The 15,291-nt window shown below is 74.0% G+C and carries 15 protein-coding genes; 9 read left to right on the top strand and 6 right to left on the bottom strand.

Annotation, left to right across the window (positions count from 1 at the left end; genetic code table 11):
- The 4 genes from OC439_RS27150 to eccCa all read right to left on the bottom strand — a co-directional run bounded on the left by OC439_RS27150 (position 1) and on the right by eccCa (position 5,521).
- Positions 1-729, bottom strand: a complete 729-nt coding sequence (locus tag OC439_RS27150; RefSeq protein WP_262015905.1) for a hypothetical protein — start codon at positions 727-729, stop codon at positions 1-3.
- Between the two features lie 31 nt (positions 730-760).
- On the bottom strand, positions 761-1,054 hold the full coding sequence (locus tag OC439_RS27145) for a hypothetical protein (RefSeq protein WP_194798849.1): 294 nt from the start codon (positions 1,052-1,054) through the stop codon (positions 761-763).
- 16 nt (positions 1,055-1,070) lie between these two features.
- A complete protein-coding gene (locus OC439_RS27140) occupies positions 1,071-1,481 on the bottom strand; it encodes a YbaB/EbfC family nucleoid-associated protein (RefSeq protein WP_262015904.1) in 411 nt (136 codons plus the stop codon).
- 74 nt (positions 1,482-1,555) lie between these two features.
- Positions 1,556-5,521, bottom strand: a complete 3,966-nt coding sequence (gene eccCa, locus OC439_RS27135; RefSeq protein ID WP_262015903.1) for a type VII secretion protein EccCa — start codon at positions 5,519-5,521, stop codon at positions 1,556-1,558.
- Positions 5,522-5,689: 168 nt separating this feature from the next.
- Here eccCa and eccD point away from each other — a divergent pair, with 168 nt between their 5' ends.
- Positions 5,690-7,087 carry a type VII secretion integral membrane protein EccD gene (eccD, locus tag OC439_RS27130; RefSeq protein WP_262015902.1) on the top strand — a complete coding sequence of 466 codons (1,398 nt, stop codon included), beginning with the start codon at positions 5,690-5,692 and terminating at the stop codon, positions 7,085-7,087.
- Here the strand turns inward: eccD and OC439_RS27125 are convergent.
- The gene (locus OC439_RS27125; RefSeq protein WP_135243009.1) at positions 7,071-8,243 is read right to left on the bottom strand and encodes a type VII secretion protein EccE; all 1,173 of its coding nucleotides are present in this window, start codon (positions 8,241-8,243) and stop codon (positions 7,071-7,073) included. The genes eccD and OC439_RS27125 overlap by 17 nt on opposite strands.
- Positions 8,244-8,405: 162 nt before the next feature.
- Here OC439_RS27125 and eccB point away from each other — a divergent pair, with 162 nt between their 5' ends.
- The 8 genes from eccB (at position 8,406) to OC439_RS27085 (ending at position 14,945) form a co-directional block, all read left to right on the top strand.
- Positions 8,406-9,875 (top strand): type VII secretion protein EccB, encoded by a 1,470-nt coding sequence (gene eccB / locus OC439_RS27120; protein WP_262015901.1) that lies wholly within the window; start codon positions 8,406-8,408, stop codon positions 9,873-9,875.
- A gap of 116 nt (positions 9,876-9,991) precedes the next feature.
- Entirely contained in the window at positions 9,992-10,363 is a 372-nt protein-coding gene (locus tag OC439_RS27115; protein ID WP_013283763.1) for a hypothetical protein, read from the top strand.
- Complete coding sequence (locus OC439_RS27110; protein ID WP_262015900.1) at positions 10,356-11,642, top strand: WXG100 family type VII secretion target; 1,287 nt, start codon at positions 10,356-10,358, stop codon at positions 11,640-11,642. The genes OC439_RS27115 and OC439_RS27110 overlap by 8 nt, the downstream gene beginning before the upstream one ends.
- A gap of 160 nt (positions 11,643-11,802) precedes the next feature.
- Entirely contained in the window at positions 11,803-12,276 is a 474-nt protein-coding gene (locus tag OC439_RS27105; RefSeq protein ID WP_262015899.1) for a hypothetical protein, read from the top strand.
- A 156-nt stretch (positions 12,277-12,432) separates the two neighbouring features.
- The gene (locus OC439_RS27100; RefSeq protein ID WP_262015898.1) at positions 12,433-13,263 is read left to right on the top strand and encodes a hypothetical protein; all 831 of its coding nucleotides are present in this window, start codon (positions 12,433-12,435) and stop codon (positions 13,261-13,263) included.
- A 147-nt stretch (positions 13,264-13,410) separates the two neighbouring features.
- A complete protein-coding gene (locus tag OC439_RS27095; RefSeq protein WP_013283759.1) occupies positions 13,411-13,746 on the top strand; it encodes a YkvA family protein in 336 nt (111 codons plus the stop codon).
- A gap of 30 nt (positions 13,747-13,776) precedes the next feature.
- Positions 13,777-14,190 (top strand): pyridoxamine 5'-phosphate oxidase family protein, encoded by a 414-nt coding sequence (locus OC439_RS27090; RefSeq protein WP_262015897.1) that lies wholly within the window; start codon positions 13,777-13,779, stop codon positions 14,188-14,190.
- A 146-nt stretch (positions 14,191-14,336) separates the two neighbouring features.
- Positions 14,337-14,945, top strand: a complete 609-nt coding sequence (locus OC439_RS27085) for a C39 family peptidase (RefSeq protein WP_262015896.1) — start codon at positions 14,337-14,339, stop codon at positions 14,943-14,945.
- Positions 14,946-14,994: 49 nt separating this feature from the next.
- On the opposite strand, the gene OC439_RS27080 is transcribed toward OC439_RS27085, so the two are convergent.
- Complete coding sequence (locus OC439_RS27080) at positions 14,995-15,177, bottom strand: antitoxin (protein ID WP_262015895.1); 183 nt, start codon at positions 15,175-15,177, stop codon at positions 14,995-14,997.
- Positions 15,178-15,291: the final 114 nt, after the last annotated feature.

Here is a 15,291-nt window from a genome sequence, read left to right as displayed (position 1 = left end):
TCAGCCGTAGAACTTGGAGTCCCGCACCCAGTCGATCTTGATGTCCTTGATGTCCGGGTCGGAGCCGGTCGGCGCCCAGCCGGGCCGGGAGTCCGCGCTGAACGTGAACCGGCTGTCGGTGTGGAAGGCGGCCATCAGCGCGTGCAGCAACGCGCTGATCTCGCCGAAGACCAGGACCAGGATGGCGGCGGTGGCGGCCAGGCCGGCGATGCCGATGGCCTGGGCCAGCGCGGTGGTCGCGGGGAAGAACTGGAGCGCGATCGAGGCGATCACCGCGACCAGGATCGGCATGAGCGCCTGGGCCAGGCCGGAGACCGCGTCGTTGTACGCGTCCCGGGCGGCGGTGAGCGTGTCCCGGTTGGCGGCGAACGCCTCGGCCAGCGAATTGATCTCCGCACCGAGCTTGCGCAGGAACAGGTCGAACGCGTCCCGGTCGTCGAAGTCCCACTCCGCCGCGTCCGGCGGGACCGCCGCCATCGCCGCGCCGAACTGGTCCGCGCCGAGCAGGCGGGCCGCCTCGTCCCACTTCTTGATGGACTCGTTCACCTCCTGGTTGTCGAACGACTCCAGGTAGAGGATCGTGCCGATCAGCGCCGCCGAGGCCGCGATCCAGACCAGGTTGCCCTTGGCGATGGCCGCCGCCGAGCGGACCGGGGCCGTGGTCTGCGCGACCGACACCGAGCCGGTCACCGTCCCGGACGCGTTGGCGATGAGGATCTCCGGTGGCATCAGGCGTCCTTCCCGTGGCGGACCCGGCCGATCACTTGACCACCCAGGGCTGATCCGACTTCTCCCAGTTCTTCGCGCTCTGTTCGAGCTGCGCGGCGGCCCTGCGCAGATGCTCCACGCCGGTGCGGACGTTGTCCAGGTGCCCGTCCACCGCCGCGTTGTGCCGCTCCACCGCGCCGGTGCCGAACCAGCTCAGCGCACCGCCGGGCAGCTTCACCTCGGCCAGCAACGTCTCGACGTTGCGGAGGTATTGGATCGGGCCGTCCGGGGCGTCGAGCCGCTGCCCGGCCTTCCGGATCGCGTCGACGTCGACCGTGTTCGGCATCGTCGGCTCCTCTCGCTCAGCGCCGCAGGTTGCGGGTCGGGTCGGACAGGTCCACCCCGAACTGACGGAACCAGTCCTCCGGGGTGAGCGTGCCGTCCTGCGCCCGGCGGACCATCTCGGAGTCGCCGAGCATCTCGCCCAGCATCTCCCGCTGCCGCTCCTCGAAGGCGGCGTAGGCCGCGTCGATCGCCGCCTGCATCGCCTCGGCCAGGGAGAAGCTGTCCAGCCGCATCGCCCGCGGGTTGAGCTCGACGTCGCCGACCTTCATGTCGCCGTCGACTGTCACGCGCACCAGGCCGTCCGGGCTCTCCCCGGTCACCCGCAGCTCGGCACGCTGCCGCTGGACCTCGGCCAGCCGGCGCTGCTGCTCCTGCGCCTGCCGCAGCAGACCCTCCACGGCGGCACCGAAACCCGACGGGCTGCTCACGGACGCGCCCCTTCCCACTCGCGGCTGTCGATCGGGCCGACGCTACCGGACGGGGCGGCCCGCCGTCCGTCCCGTCAGGCGGGTTCCGTCCACGCGGTCTGGATCAGCTGCTGGCCGTCGCGGCGGCGCACGAGCGTGCCCCGGCCCGGCGGCTGCGGGGTCGGCCGCAGGTTGCCGAACACCGCGCCCTCCTCCCTGCTGCCGGACATCAGCAGGCCCGGCGAGTCCAGCTCGCGCAGGCGTTGCAGCACCGGCTCGTACAGCGCCCGGGCCACACCGCCGACCCGGCGCGTGATGATCAGGTGCAGGCCGATGTCCCGCGCCTGTGGCAGCAGCTCGTGCAGCGCGCTCAGCGGGTTGCTGCCACCGGAGGCGACCAGGTCGTAGTCGTCCACCAGGATGTACAGGTCCGGGCCCTTCCACCAGCTCCGGTCACGCAGCTGCGCGGTGGTCACGTCCGGGCCGGGCAGCCGGTTCTGCAACGCGCTGCGGATCGAGCCGAGGCCCTGGCTGAACACCTGGTTCGACGGCGCGTAGTCGAGCAGGTGGTCCCCCTCGACCGCACCCAGCAGACCACGCCGGTAGTCGGCGATGACCAGCCGCGCCTGGGCCGGGGTGTACCGCTCGGCGATCCCCCGGGCGATCAGCCGCAGCAGGTTCGTCTTGCCGCACTCGGCGTCGCCGAACACGGTCAGGTGCGGCTCGCCCGCCAGGTCCAGGTAGACCGGGGCGAGCGCCGACTCGTTGACGCCGATCGGGATGCCCGGCGCGGACCGGTCGACGACCTTCGCCAGCTCGGTGACCGCCAGCTTGCGCGGCAGCAGCCGGACCTTCGGCGCCGGCTGTCCCGGCCAGTTCGCCGCGACGTGACCGGCGAGCGCCACCGACGCCTCGGTCAGGTCCTCGATGTCGCGCTTGCCGTCGATCCGCGAGATCGCGGTCAGGAAGTGCAGCTTGTCCCGGGTCAGACCGCGGCCGGGCGCGCCCACCGGCACGTTCTGCGCGGCCCGCCTGTCGATCTCCGACTCCGACGGGTCACCGAGCCGCAGCTCCAGCTTGGTGCCGAGCAGGTCCCGCATGTTGATCCGGATCTCCGCCCAGCGCACCGCCGTGATCACCACGTGGACACCGAAGCCGAGGCCCCGGTTCGCCAGGTTGGTGATCGTCTGCTCCAGCTCCTCGTACTCCTGGCGCAGCGTGTTCCAGCCGTCCACCACGAGGAAGACGTCACCGAACGGGTCGTCGGCGAACTCACCCGCCGCCCGGCGACGCCGGTAACTGGCCACCGAGTCGATGCCGTGCTGGGTGAACCGGTTCTCCCGCTCGTCGATCACGGCGACCACCTCGGCCACCGTCCGCCGGACCGCCTCGACGTCGCGCCCCCCCGCCACACCCGAGGTGTGCGGCAGCCCGTCCAGGCTGCGCAGCGCGCCGCCACCGAAGTCGAGACAGAAGAACTGCACCTCGCGCGGCGTATGGGTGAGCGCCAGCGAGGCCAGCATCGAGCGCAGCATGGTGCTCTTGCCGCTCAGCGACGCCCCGACGATCACCACGTTGCCGCCGGCCCCGGCCAGGTCGACCATCATCGGGTCGCGGCGCTGCTCGTACGGCCGGTCCACGATGCCGACCGGCACCGCGAGCCGGCCGCGGCCCGGCCAGTCGGCGGTGGTCAGGCCGTACGTCGGGTGCACGCTCAGTTTCGGCAGCAGCTCGGCCAGCCCGGACGGCTCGGCCAGCGGCGGCAGCCACACCTGGTGCGCCGGCTTGCCCCGGCCCTTGAGCTGGTCGATCAGCACGTCGAGCATCGCCACGGCCTTGCCGTCACCGCTCTGCTCCGGCTCCGGGGCGGCCTCCGCCGGGCTCGGCGCCGCCGGCACCGGCACGTAGTCGATGCCGTACGGGACGATCCGGCGCTGCACCTGCGCCCGGGTGGATCGCTGCACCTGCCCGGGCGCCCGGTACGGGCCGGACACGTAGGCGGCGCGGAACCGCAGCATGGTCGCGGTGTCGGTCTTCAGGTAGCCGTGACCGGGCGCGCTGGGCAGCTCGTACGCGTCCGGCACGCCGAGCACGATCCGGCTCTCCACCGCCGAGAACGTGCGCAGACCGATCCGGTACGACAGGTGCGTGTCCAGGCCGCGCAGCTTGCCCTCCTCCAGCCGCTGCGAGGCGAGCAGCAGGTGCACGCCGAGCGACCGGCCGAGCCGGCCGATCATCACGAACAGGTCGATGAAGTCCGGCTTGGCCGCGAGCAGCTCGGAGAACTCGTCACAGATGATCAGCAGGCTGGGCATCGGCTCCAGCTGCTCACCGGCCGCCCGCGCCTTCTCGTAGTCGTACCGGGAGACGTAGTTGCCCGCCGCCCGCAGCACCTCCTGGCGGCGGTTCATCTCGCCGGCGAGCGCGTCCCGCATGCGGTCGACCAGCGGCAGCTCGTCGGAGAGGTTGGTGATCACCGCGCTGGTGTGCGGCAACGCGTCCAGCGAGGCGAACGTGGCGCCGCCCTTGAAGTCGACGAGGACGAAGTTCAGCTCCTCCGACGAGTGCGTCACCGCGAGCGCCGCGACCACCGTCCGCAGCAGTTCGCTCTTGCCGGAACCGGTGGCGCCGATCACCAGGCCGTGCGGGCCCATGCCCTCGTGCGCGGACTCCTTGAAGTCCAGCTCCACCACGTTGCCGTCCGGGCCCAGGCCGAGCGGGATGCGCAGCCGGTCGCGGTTGCTGCGCGGACGCCAGGTCTGCCGGACGTCCACCGTGGCCGCGTCGCCGACCCCGAGCAGGTCGGGCAGCTCCATGCTGCGGGACAGCGGCTCCTCGGTGCTGGCGCCCTGCTGCTGGGAGAGCCGGAACGGGGCGATCTGCCGGGCCAGCCCCTCGGCCGCGCTCAGGGACAGCCGGTCCGGCCGGCCGAGCCGCGACGTGGCGGTGCCGCGCACCAGGTCCAGACCGGTGCCGTCCCCGGCGTCCAGGCAGAGCAGCCAGCGGCCGGCGTCGCGCGGGACCGCGCCGGACAGGTCGAACACCGTCGTGCCGAGCAGGCCCGGCCCGGTCAGGGCGCAGGTCGCCGAGACCTCACCGCCGTCCAGCACCACCACCACGTGCGGCGCGGTGGTCAGCGGCTTCGCCTCCGGCGCGAACCGGGGCCGTCCGCCCAGGTCCTGGGCCAGCGCCGTCTCCGCCTCGTCCAGCGCGGCGAACACCATCCGGCGCGCGCCGGCCGCGTCCGTACGCCCCGGGTGCTGGGCGTGCGGCAGCCACTTCACCCAGTCCCAGGCGGCCTGCCGATCCGGCGCGGCCACCACGACCACCAGGAGGTCCTCCGGGGCGTGGAACGTGACCAGCTGACCCAACGCGGCCCGGGCCAGGTCCAGCACCGGCTCCCGGTCGCCGCGCAACGCGATCCGGCTGAACGCGCGCAGCGACAGCGCGGTCGGCAGATCCGGCACGCTGGAGTGGGCCCGGACGAACCGGCGCAGCGCGATCGCGCTCATCGGCTCCAGGTCCTCCACCGGCTTGGTCTCCGGCGGCACGATCTCCACCGCCAGCCGCTGCGGGCCCAGCGCGATCCGCACCTCGCCGAAGTCGTCCTCGGTGATCCGCCGCTCCCAGAGCCGGCGCGAGGCGGCGATCGACCAGAGCGCGTCCGGCTCCGGGTGCCGCCAGGTCATCGCGGCGCGCTGCTGCTCGGCCGCCCGCCGGGTGCGCTTACGCATCTGCGCCAGGTAACGCATGTAGTCGCGCCGCTGGGCGTTCAGCTCGGCCTTGTCCTTGCCGCCGTTGCCGAGCGTGCCGATCGCCATGCCCAACATGGACACACCGAACAGGCCACCCGCGACGTACGTCATCATGCCGCCGCCCCGGCCGGCGTAGAGGAACGCCATCGCGCCCACGCCGCAGAGCATCGGCAGGATCATCAGCACCTGACCCATGCCCTTGGCCTGCGGCTCCGGCAGCTCGGGCGGGGATTCCAGCAGCACCTCGCCGCGCGGCAGCGCGGGCCCCGGTTGACGCGGAAGTCGGCGGAACACCACCGTACTCACGGCTCTCCCCTCCCCAGAAGCGGCCCTGATCGTGGTCTGCCACCGCCGGTGAGCGTCGGGTGGGCAACCTGTGCGACCGCCATCGTAGGTAATCTCCGTCAGGCGTCGTGGACCCGTGTGGCGACGCCGACGGCCCAGCGGATCGTATGCGAGCACGAGGAGGCCACTGTGGCGACGAAGACGGCGACCGGCGGACTGAGCCGGATCACCATCGTGGCGCCGCGTACCAGGATGGATCTGGCGCTGCCGTCCGACGTGCCGCTCGCCGACCTGCTCCCCACGCTGCTGCGGTACGCGGGCGAGGACCTGGCCGACGAGGGCGTACGGCACGGCGGCTGGGCCCTGTCCCGGCTCGGCGGTCAACCGCTCGACGGCGGCCGCACCGCCGCGCAGCTCGGTGTCCGCGACGGCGAGATGCTCTACTTCAACCCGCGTGCCGCGACCGCGCCCGAGATCGTCTTCGACGACGTGGTGGACGCGGTCGCCACCTCCACCACCCAGCGGGCGGGCGCCTGGCAGGTGGGCACCACGCGGGCGTTCGCGGTCCTGCTGGCCGGCTCGGCGCTGGCCGCGGGCGCGGTCGCGACGCTGCTCACCGGCCCGCCGCAGCTACCCGGCGCGGCGGCCGCGTTCGTGGTCGCGGTGGCGCTGCTGGTCGGCGCCGCGGTGCTGTCCCGCGCGGCCGGCGACAGCCGCACCGGCGCGGTGCTGGCCCTGGTCGGGATCGGGTACGCGGGCGTCGGCGGCCTGCTGGTGCTCGCCGGTGAGCGGACACTCGGCGAGCTGGCCGGCCCGCACGTCCTGCTGGCCGGCACCGCGGTGGTGGTCTTCGGCGCGGTCGCCGCGCTGGCGGTCGGCGACCGCCTGCCGCTGTTCCTCGGCGCGGTCGGCGTGGGCGGCGCGGTCGGCCTCGGCGCGGTGCTCAGCCTGTCCTTCGACATCGGCGCGGCGGCCTCCGCGGCGGTGGTGGCGACTGTCGCGTTCGGCGCGCTGCCCGCGCTGCCGATGCTCGCCTACCGCCTGGCCCGGCTGCCGGTGCCGTCCATCCCCACCGGCCCGGACGACCTCAAGACCGACACCGAGTCGGTGGACGGGCCGTCGGTGCTGCGCAACAGCGAGCGCGCGGACGCGTTCCTCACCGGTCTGCTGTGGACCGTCTCGCTGCTGGTGCTCGGCGGCGAGGTGGTGCTGGCCGAGGACGGCCGGCTCCCGGCGGTCCTGCTCTGCCTGGTGCTGGCGCTGCTGTCGCTGCTGCGGGCCCGCCCGTTCCTCGGCCGCGCCCAGCGCACGCCGGTGCTGCTGGCCGGCACCGTCGGCCTCGGGCTGGTCGCCGCCGCCACCTTCGCCGCCGGCTCACTGGCGGTACGGCTCGGCCTGATCCTCGGCGGCCTGGCCGTGGTGGCCGTGATCAGCCTGGTCTACGGCCTGACCGTGGCCGGCAAGCGGATCTCCCCGGTCTGGGGCCGGACCCTGGACATCGTCGAGATCCTGCTGATCATCGCGCTGGTGCCGCTGGCCGTCTGGGTGTGCGGCGCGTACGGCTGGATCGTCAACCTTCGACCGTGACGGTCCCCATCGCGGTACCGACCGGCGCGGTGGCGTAGACGCCCGGGCCGTGCTGGCCGTCCAGCGGGCGGGCCGGCACACCGGCGCGCCGGGCCATCTCCCGGACCGCCTTCACCAGCGCCTCGGCGTGCCCGTCCATGGCCGCCACCCGCAGCAGCGGCGGCACCCGCCGGCCGCCCGGGAGCACCACGGCGGCGACCGTGTGCGAGGGCGCGGAGGTGGAGGTGACCGCGTCCACGAGTGCGCCGAGCGAGCCGTTGGGGCGTACCCGCAGGGCCAGGCAGCGCTGCGTCCAGCCGCCTCCGCGCAGGCTGGTCCACGTCTCCACCGGGGACTCCGGGGCCAGGTCGAGGCCGGCGCCGGACACCACCGCCGCGTGCAGCTCGTTGCGGTCGAGCACCCGGTGACCGAGGCCGGCGGCGTTGAGCGCCTTGCCGAGCCGGCCCACCCCGGCCGCCACCGTGCGGTGCACGCCGCGCAGGCCGCCGCCCCGGCTCACCGCCTCGGCCCGCGCGTCGGACACCGACAGGCGCAGCGCCACCCACACGGTCCGGTACGCGGACGGCGGCGCGCCGGGTGCCGGGTACCAGACCAGGGTGTGCGAGACGACCTGGGTCTGGGTGACCGGGCCGGAGAAGTCGGCGAGCACCGCGAGCGCCCGGTCGACCACCGCCGCCTCGATCGAGCCGGCGGGCGCACCGGGACGGCCGGTCAGCGCCAGCGCGGCGAACCAGCCCCGGTCGTCCTGCCCGATGCCGAGCCGGGTGCCGCGCTCGGTCAGCTCCACCACCGTCAGCTCGGGGGCGAGCGCGGCGAGCCGCGGGTCGCCGCCCGGCGCCGCGCCCCGGGCCCGGTCGCGGCGCCGGCGCAGCCGGCGGCGGAGCATCAGGTCCTCGTACCACCAGCGGCCGCCCCGGCGTGCGAACGCCGCGGCCACCGCCAGCAGCGCCAGGACGCCGACCACCGCGAGCAGCCACGCCGGGCCGGCGGTGGCGAACCAGACGGCGAGCGCCGCGCACTCCACCACCACGAGCTGCCCGACCACGACCGGGCCGAGGCGTCCCCGGCGGCGCTTGTCGGCCGGGGTGACCGGCCGGTCCGGCGGTACGGCGGGAGCGGTGGCGGTACGACCGGGTGGCGCCTGGAGCTGCGTCATCGGTGTGCGTCCCTTCTGGACATCCTGGGCATCCGCCGGGCGGGTGCGGTCGTTCGGGCGGCGGACGGGGTCCGGCGCACCCCCGACGGCCCCTTATCGTAGGGAAGCCCGCGGCGCTGTTCGGACCTGTCGCCGCGGACCCACCCCCGCCGGAGGTTAGTCATGCGGACCCGCCGCGATCAGGTGCAGGCGTACCGCTTCGTCACCCGCCGCATCGTCTCGGCACTGCTCTCCGGTGATCCGGAGACGAACGACCTGCCGATGCGCCGCCTCGGCATGGCGGTGTTCGGCAGCGTCATCGCGGCCGCCGTGGTGCTCGGCGGCGTGGGCGCGTACGGGCAGCTCACCAGCAACTCGGCGCCGCTGGAGCCGAACACGCTGGTGATCGAGCGGGAGACCGGCGCGACGTACTACTTCGGCGAGGACCAGGTGCTGCGCCCGACGCTCAACTACGCCTCGGCGCGGCTGATCGTCAACGACGCGGCGGCGCAGCCGCGCACCATGTCGCAGGCGTCGATCAAGGACCGTCCACGCGGGCGGCTGGTCGGCATCGTGGGTGCCCCGGACGACCTGCCGGACCGCAAGTCCCTGGTCGGGCTGCCCTGGTCGGTGTGCGACGTACCGGATCCGAACGACCCGCAGCGCTCCACCACGCACCTGGTGATCGACCGCGCGCTGCCCGGTGGCACGGCGCTGACCGACCGGGCCGTGGTGGTGCGGACCAGCGACGCCCGTTACCTGCTCACCGGCGGTTCCCGGCTGCAGGTCGCCGGCGACGAGCAGGCGCTGGTGGCGTTGAAGATGGCCGGCGCGACGAACCTGACGGTCGGGCAGCAACTGCTGAACGCGGTGCCGGTCGGTCCGGTGCTGCGCAAGCCGGCGATCGCCGGGGACGGCAGCGCGAGCGGGCTGACGGTGGCCGACCGGCCGGCCCGGATCGGCCAGGTCTACCAGGCCGCCGGCCAGTACTACGTGCTCACCCGGCAGGGCCTGGCGACCGTCCGCGAGGTCACCGCGCTGCTGCTGCTCGGCAGCGGCGGCGAGGTGACGCAGATCACTCCGGACGAGGCGGGCCGGCTCCTCACCGACCAGCGGCTGGACGCGGACGGCCTGCCGGCCCGGCTGCCGACGCTGCACGAGGTCCGGCCGGGCCGCACCGTGCTGTGCGCCACCTACCGGCCCGGCCCGGCCGGTCAGCCGCCGACCACCACGTTGGAGGTCTTCGACTCCCCGCCGGCCGAGCTGACCTCGGCGACCGCGATGCCGGCCCGGCAGGGCGCCCGCGACGCGGTACGCACCGCCGAGAACGTGCTGCTACCAGGCGGCAAGGGCGTGCTGGTGCAGGCCACGGCCGGGGAGAGCGGCAAGGCGGCGGCCGGCTCGACCGTCTACCTGATCACCGCCCAGGGCATCCGCTATCCGCTCGGCACCGCCGGGGGCGACGCCAGGAGCGCGCTCGGGTACGGCGACGTGACGCCACTGGCCGTACCGGCCTCGCTGCTGGCGCTGGTGCCGACCGGCCCGACGCTGTCCCGCGAGGATGCGATGACCTACTTCGATGCGTCGGCACCCCCGGGGGCCACCGCGACACCCTCGGCCGGGGGCGCGGCGGCGCAGGTCCAGGGCGGTTGAACAGCCGCCGGCCGATCCGAAGTGGAGGAACCCCGTCACGGGTCGCCCGGGTTGGCTCGCTTCGACTAACCTGAGTACGGCGAACGGTTATCGACGATGACTACGGGGATGCAGCCATGACGGGGCGCACGACGGTAGACGTACTGTCCTTGGAGGACTTCCACCAGCGGCTCGAGCGGCGCCTGCACGAGGCGGAGTCGGTGTTGCGCAAGCTCAACACCCAGATGCAGTGCCGCCCGCCGGCGCTCGGCACGTTCACCGACGCGACCGACAACGCACGTCGCTACTCCGAGACGCACCAGAGCTACGTCAACCACGTCGACCGGCTGCGCCGGGCGATCCTGGCCGCCCGCGAGGCGACCCACAAGATCATGACGAACTACAAGACCGCCGAGGCCCGCAACGCCGCCGCCGCGGCCGACATCGCCGCCGCCCTCTCCGGGCTCAACGAGGCGATGAAGCAGCCGAAGGAGGACCCGCGTGTCTGAGTACACCCGGCGCTACGAGCACGTCAGCCACGAGGAGCTCTACCAGGGCGTCAACGCCGGCGACCCGAAGCAGATCGAGGCGCTCAGCGCCCAGTGGACCTCCCTGAAGGGCACGCTCGACGACCTCGGCCGCGACCTGACCGCCGACCTGGAGGCGCTGGCGAAGACCTGGACCGGCGACGCGGCGCGGGAGTTCCACCGCCGGCTGGACATGGTCGTGCGCTACTCCGGCAACCTGTCCGAGGGCATGACCGGCATCCGGCAGGGCCTGGACATGATGTCCAGCGAGCTGCGGGCCGCGCAGTCCAAGGCGGAGAGCCCGGAGAAGACCGACGACAACGACAAGCTGCTCTCCGGCGCCGGCAAGGGCTTCCTGATCGGCGGTGCCCCGGGCGCGGTGATCGGCGGGATCGTCGGCCACCAGCAGGACAAGGCCGAGCAGGAGAAGGCGCACCAGCGGATGGTGCAGGTCGTGGCGAAGCTCGCCGAGGGCTACGACTTCTCGGCGTACGGCCGCATCGTCGTGCCGGACCCGCCGGAGACCGAACTGCCCGGCCACACGAGCAACGGCGACCCGACGCTGCAGAACGGCCCGTCGGTGAAGACGCCGTCGTCCGGCCCGAGCCTGGGCAGCTTCGGCCCGGGTGCCAACGCCACCGCCACCACGTCGGGCGTGCACCACACGGCCCCGACCGGCGGTACGCCGGGCGAGGGCACGCCCGGTGCGGGCACTCCGGGCGGCCAGCCCGGCGCCGGCGCTCCGGGCTCGGTGCCGACCAGCGGCACCGTCGACCCGGGCGGTACCTCGCTGGCCGGTGCCGCGCCGCTGACCAGCACCGTCGGCGGTCCGACGATCGGCGGCGGCCCGGGCTTCGGTCCCGGCGGCGCCGGCCCGACGACGATGAGCGCCGGCGGACCGGGTGGCGGCCTCTACGGCGCCCCCGGTGTGCTGAGCACCGGCTCGCTCGCGGGCACCGGCACCAACGCGGCCTCCTCGGCCCGCTTCGGCGGCATGTCCGGCGCGGAGAACCGCTCGGCGGCCGGCACCGGCCGGCTCACCTCCGGCCGTGGTCTGGTGGTCGACGCCGGGAGCAAGCCCGCCGAGCGCACCGGCGGCGCCACCGGGCGGCCCGCGATGGCCGGCCGCAGCGGCGTGCTGGGCGGGCGCGGCGGCCACGGCGACGACGAGTCCGACGGCCGGCTGACCTGGCTCACCGAGGACGAGATGGTCTGGAGCGACGGCGACGCCGCCCCGCCGCCGGTGCTCGGCGGCAACTGAGCCCGGCGTTCACGAGACGGCGCGGCACCCCGGAAGGGGCGCCGCGCCGTTCCGCGTCGGGCCTGCGTGAATGTCCGTCCACACCGACCCGTGGGGTGGCTCACGTAACCCGCAAGATCCTTGAGCTGCGGGATCGTCCGTCGACCGATAGGTTGAACAGGTGCTGCCCGTAGCGTTCGCCCCGTCCACCTGGACGGCGACGCTGCGCCGGATCGCCCGCACGGCTGTGGCCGGCCTGGCGATCATCGCCGGCCTCCAGGGCATCGCCGCCGCACCCGCTCACGCCGCCGCGGCCTCGCACGCAACCGTCGCCTCGCACGCCGTCGCGACCGAGCACGTCGCAGCGATCGAGCACATGGCGGCGATCGAGCACGTGGCCGCCATCGAGCACATCACGGCGATCGAGCACGTGGCGGCGCGGCAGGCGGTCACGACCGGCGCCGCGCGTTCCGCCGGCCTCACGGCGGCCGACGCGACGACCGCTGCCCCGCGGACCACCGGCCCCGGCACCGGCCCGGCCGCCACGGAAGCCCTCTCCGCCGACTCCGCCGGGCGCGTCCCCGGCGTCGAGGTCGTCGCCGCCGCCGACCCCGGCCGGGCGGACATCGCCCGTCGCGGTCCGCCGCGCGCCTGACCGGGCGCCCCTTCCGGTACGCCCCGGCGCGGCCCACCGGCCGCACGCCTCGCGCCCCGCTGCGCGTCCCGTCGCGTCCGAGTCACGACGCGCACCCGCCCGGATGCCCGGGCCACGACCGTTTATCGTCCTTCCTTCCACCACGAGGTGCTGGTGATGCAGACCGTCTTCTCCGCCGTCCTGCCCGACATGCCCGCGGCCGCCGTGATCTGGCTGGTCCTGCTCGCCGTGGCCGCGACAGTGGTCACCGCGCTGATCGTCCGCCCGTCCCGGTTCCGCTCGGAACTGGTCGACCGGATCAGCGACGCCGCCCGGCCGAGCAGCATCGATCGGGCCGAGCGTGCCCGCGTACGGGACCAGGAGCAGATCCGCTACGCCGACGAGGTGGCGGTGGCCGCGTCCCGTGCCACGGCGACCGCCGAGCGGAGCCGATCCGAGTGGCTGACCGCCCAGGAGGAGGCCGAGGCCGCCTGGCAGGCGTACCAGGCGGCCGAGGAGGACGTCCGGCGCCTGAGCGCCGCCGCGGCGCTGCCGCTGCCCCGGACCGCCAAGACCCCGGCCGAGTACGCCGACCGGGAGCGCTGGCTGCACCGGGCCGCGATGGACGCCCAGTGGCGTAACGAGATCACGGTGCGGCAGCTCAGCGACATCCTCGGCGGCAACGGCTGGGACCCGAGCCGGCACCCGGTGGAGCAGGAACTGCTGCTGCGCCGGCTGGTCCGGGACAACATGGCGGCCCGGCACCGGGCCGCGATGCAGCGGGAGCAGGCCGCCTGGCAGGCGGCCGAGCTGGCCGCGGCGGCGGCGCAGAGCCTGCGTGACGAGGCGTTCGCGGCCCTGCACCCGGTCGCCGAGCCGCAGACGGAACTCTCCATCGTCGGGTTCGCCGGACCCGAGGCCACCCGGGAACTGCCGACCGTGGCGGGCGTGGGGACCACTCGCGAGCCGACCCCGGTGGCCCGGGGCCGGGCGGCGGTCGTGGCCTGAGAGCACCGTGGCCCGGGCTCCCAGATGGATTACTTCCGAGCACTATGACTGAGAGGCATGAACATGCCTCTCAGTCATAGGCGTTCCGTCAGAGTCGTCTGTCGTCGGCACCGCGCGGCCCGGGCCCGGCTCGGCTAGCGTGGTGGCGTGTCCCGTGAAGCCTGGGTGCTGGTCGTCCTCGCCGCCGTCCTCGCGGCGGCCATGCTGGCCGGGGCGGTACTGCTCGCCATCCGGGTGGTCCGCACCCGCCGGATGCTCGGCGCGCTCGGCGCCGGCGGCAAGGTCGCGTTCTACGGCGCGCTGATCTACACGATCCTGCCGGTGGACCTGCTGCCCGATCCGATCTACCTGGACGACATGGGCGTGCTGGCCGGCGCGCTGTTCTACCTGGGCCGGCTGGTCGCCAAGCACCGCGCCGAGCAGCGGGCCGCCGGGGAGTCCCCGGTGGCGACGTTGCCGCCCGGCGCGGCACCCCGCCGCTGAGACGTCACCGGCACGGAACAAGGAGACGACATGGCGGCACGGCATCGGCTGGATCCGAGCGACGAGCGGGTGGCCCGCTTCTTCGCGGATCGGCACCTCGCCACGCTCACCACACCGCGTGCCGACGGCACTCCGCACGTCGTACCCGTGGGGGTGACCTTCGATCCCGCAGCCCGGCTGGCCCGGGTGATCACCTCAGCCGGGTCGGCCAAGGCCCGGCACGTCGCGGCGGCCGGGCCGGACGGCGTCCCGGTCGCGGTGTGCCAGGTCGACGGCCGCTGGTGGCTGACGGTGGAGGGCCGGGCGGTGCTGCGCCGCGACCCGGAGTCGGTGGCCGAGGCCGAGCGCCGGTACGCCGAGCGGTATCGCACGCCGCGCCCGAATCCGGAACGGGTGGTCATCGAGATCGCGGTGACCGGGCTCCTGGGAAGCCTCCCCGACTGAGCCGTCTGTCCGGTTCCGCGGTGGCCCCGGTCACGGCCGGAAATGGTCCGCAGCGACAGGGCGGTTGAACTCTCCGTACGCCGAGCGCCACTCCTGGTGCCGCGTCTCCCGCACGGAGCCGTCGACCCCCGAATGGAGCCTCGACCATGAACCCGATCATCCGTAAGTGTGTGCTGTCCGTCGCCGGCCTGGCCGCGGCCGGCGGTGCCGTGGCCGGTCCGGCCGCCGCCCACGCCGCCCCGGTCAAGGGCAAGGGTGACCGCGCCGCCGACTACGAGTACCAGGCACAGCCGAACTACTTCTACTGCGGTCCCGCCTCGACCCGGATCGCCCTGTCGGCCGAGGGCAGGGACGTGAGCCAGGACGAGCTGGCGACGAAGCTCGGCACCACCGAGAACGGCACCGACTCGGCCATCGACATCACCCGCGTGCTCAACGAGTACACGGGTGGCAAGTACAAGACCACCGAGATCCGCGACGACGTGGCCACCCGGGACCAGGTCGAGCGTCTGCGCGCGGACATCCGTACCGCTGTGGACGACGACCGCCCGGTGGTGGCGAACATCCTGGGCGGCGCCCGGGACATCGACGGGGTGGAGCACAGCTACCCCGGCCACTACGTGACCGTCGTGCGGTACGAGGGCGACGGCGACCGGGTGCTGATCGCCGACCCGGCCCGGCCGGACGAGCCCACGTACTGGATGGACGTGACCGAGCTGGCCAACTGGATCGCCGGACGCGGCTACAGCTCCTGACCCGCACGGGCCGGTCCCCTTCTGGGGGCCGGCCCGCCGTCGGGGTACGTCAGCGGCCGGTGTCGCCTTCGCCGGTGCGCTGCTGCGCCATGTCGACGCCCTTGTCGATCTGCGCGTCGTACTTGCCGCCGGTGCGCTTGTCCGCCGCGTCACCGGCCTTCTCGATGCCCTGGTCGACCTGCCTGTCGTGCTTGTCGGCGAGGTCCTTGGCCTTGTCCATGAAGTCACTCATGCCCGAATCTCCCTTCGATACGGTGAATGCCTTCCCGGAGGCCGGGGGCACAAACACCGGGTGGGCGGTTACGTCCCTGGTGTCGGATCGGCCCGCGTCGGGTACCAACGGCCC

The sequence above is a fragment of the Micromonospora sp. Mcm103 genome (genome assembly GCF_024519755.1).
In the GTDB taxonomy this organism is placed as follows: Bacteria; Actinomycetota; Actinomycetes; order Mycobacteriales; family Micromonosporaceae; genus Micromonospora; species Micromonospora aurantiaca.
Note: the sequence above shows the minus strand (reverse complement) of the source record. Positions and strands in the feature narration are given on the sequence as shown.

Bases quoted from the DNA above. Each gene is read 5' to 3' on its own strand.
- OC439_RS27150 (WP_262015905.1), bottom strand. From the start codon at position 729: ATGCCACCGGAGATCCTCATCGCCAACGCGTCCGGGACGGTGACCGGC.
- OC439_RS27145 (WP_194798849.1), bottom strand. From the start codon at position 1,054: ATGCCGAACACGGTCGACGTCGACGCGATCCGGAAGGCCGGGCAGCGG.
- OC439_RS27125 (WP_135243009.1), bottom strand. From the start codon at position 8,243: ATGACGCAGCTCCAGGCGCCACCCGGTCGTACCGCCACCGCTCCCGCC.
- eccB (WP_262015901.1), top strand. From the start codon at position 8,406: ATGCGGACCCGCCGCGATCAGGTGCAGGCGTACCGCTTCGTCACCCGC.
- OC439_RS27115 (WP_013283763.1), top strand. From the start codon at position 9,992: ATGACGGGGCGCACGACGGTAGACGTACTGTCCTTGGAGGACTTCCAC.
- OC439_RS27100 (WP_262015898.1), top strand. From the start codon at position 12,433: ATGCAGACCGTCTTCTCCGCCGTCCTGCCCGACATGCCCGCGGCCGCC.
- OC439_RS27090 (WP_262015897.1), top strand. From the start codon at position 13,777: ATGGCGGCACGGCATCGGCTGGATCCGAGCGACGAGCGGGTGGCCCGC.
- OC439_RS27085 (WP_262015896.1), top strand. From the start codon at position 14,337: ATGAACCCGATCATCCGTAAGTGTGTGCTGTCCGTCGCCGGCCTGGCC.
- OC439_RS27080 (WP_262015895.1), bottom strand. From the start codon at position 15,177: ATGAGTGACTTCATGGACAAGGCCAAGGACCTCGCCGACAAGCACGAC.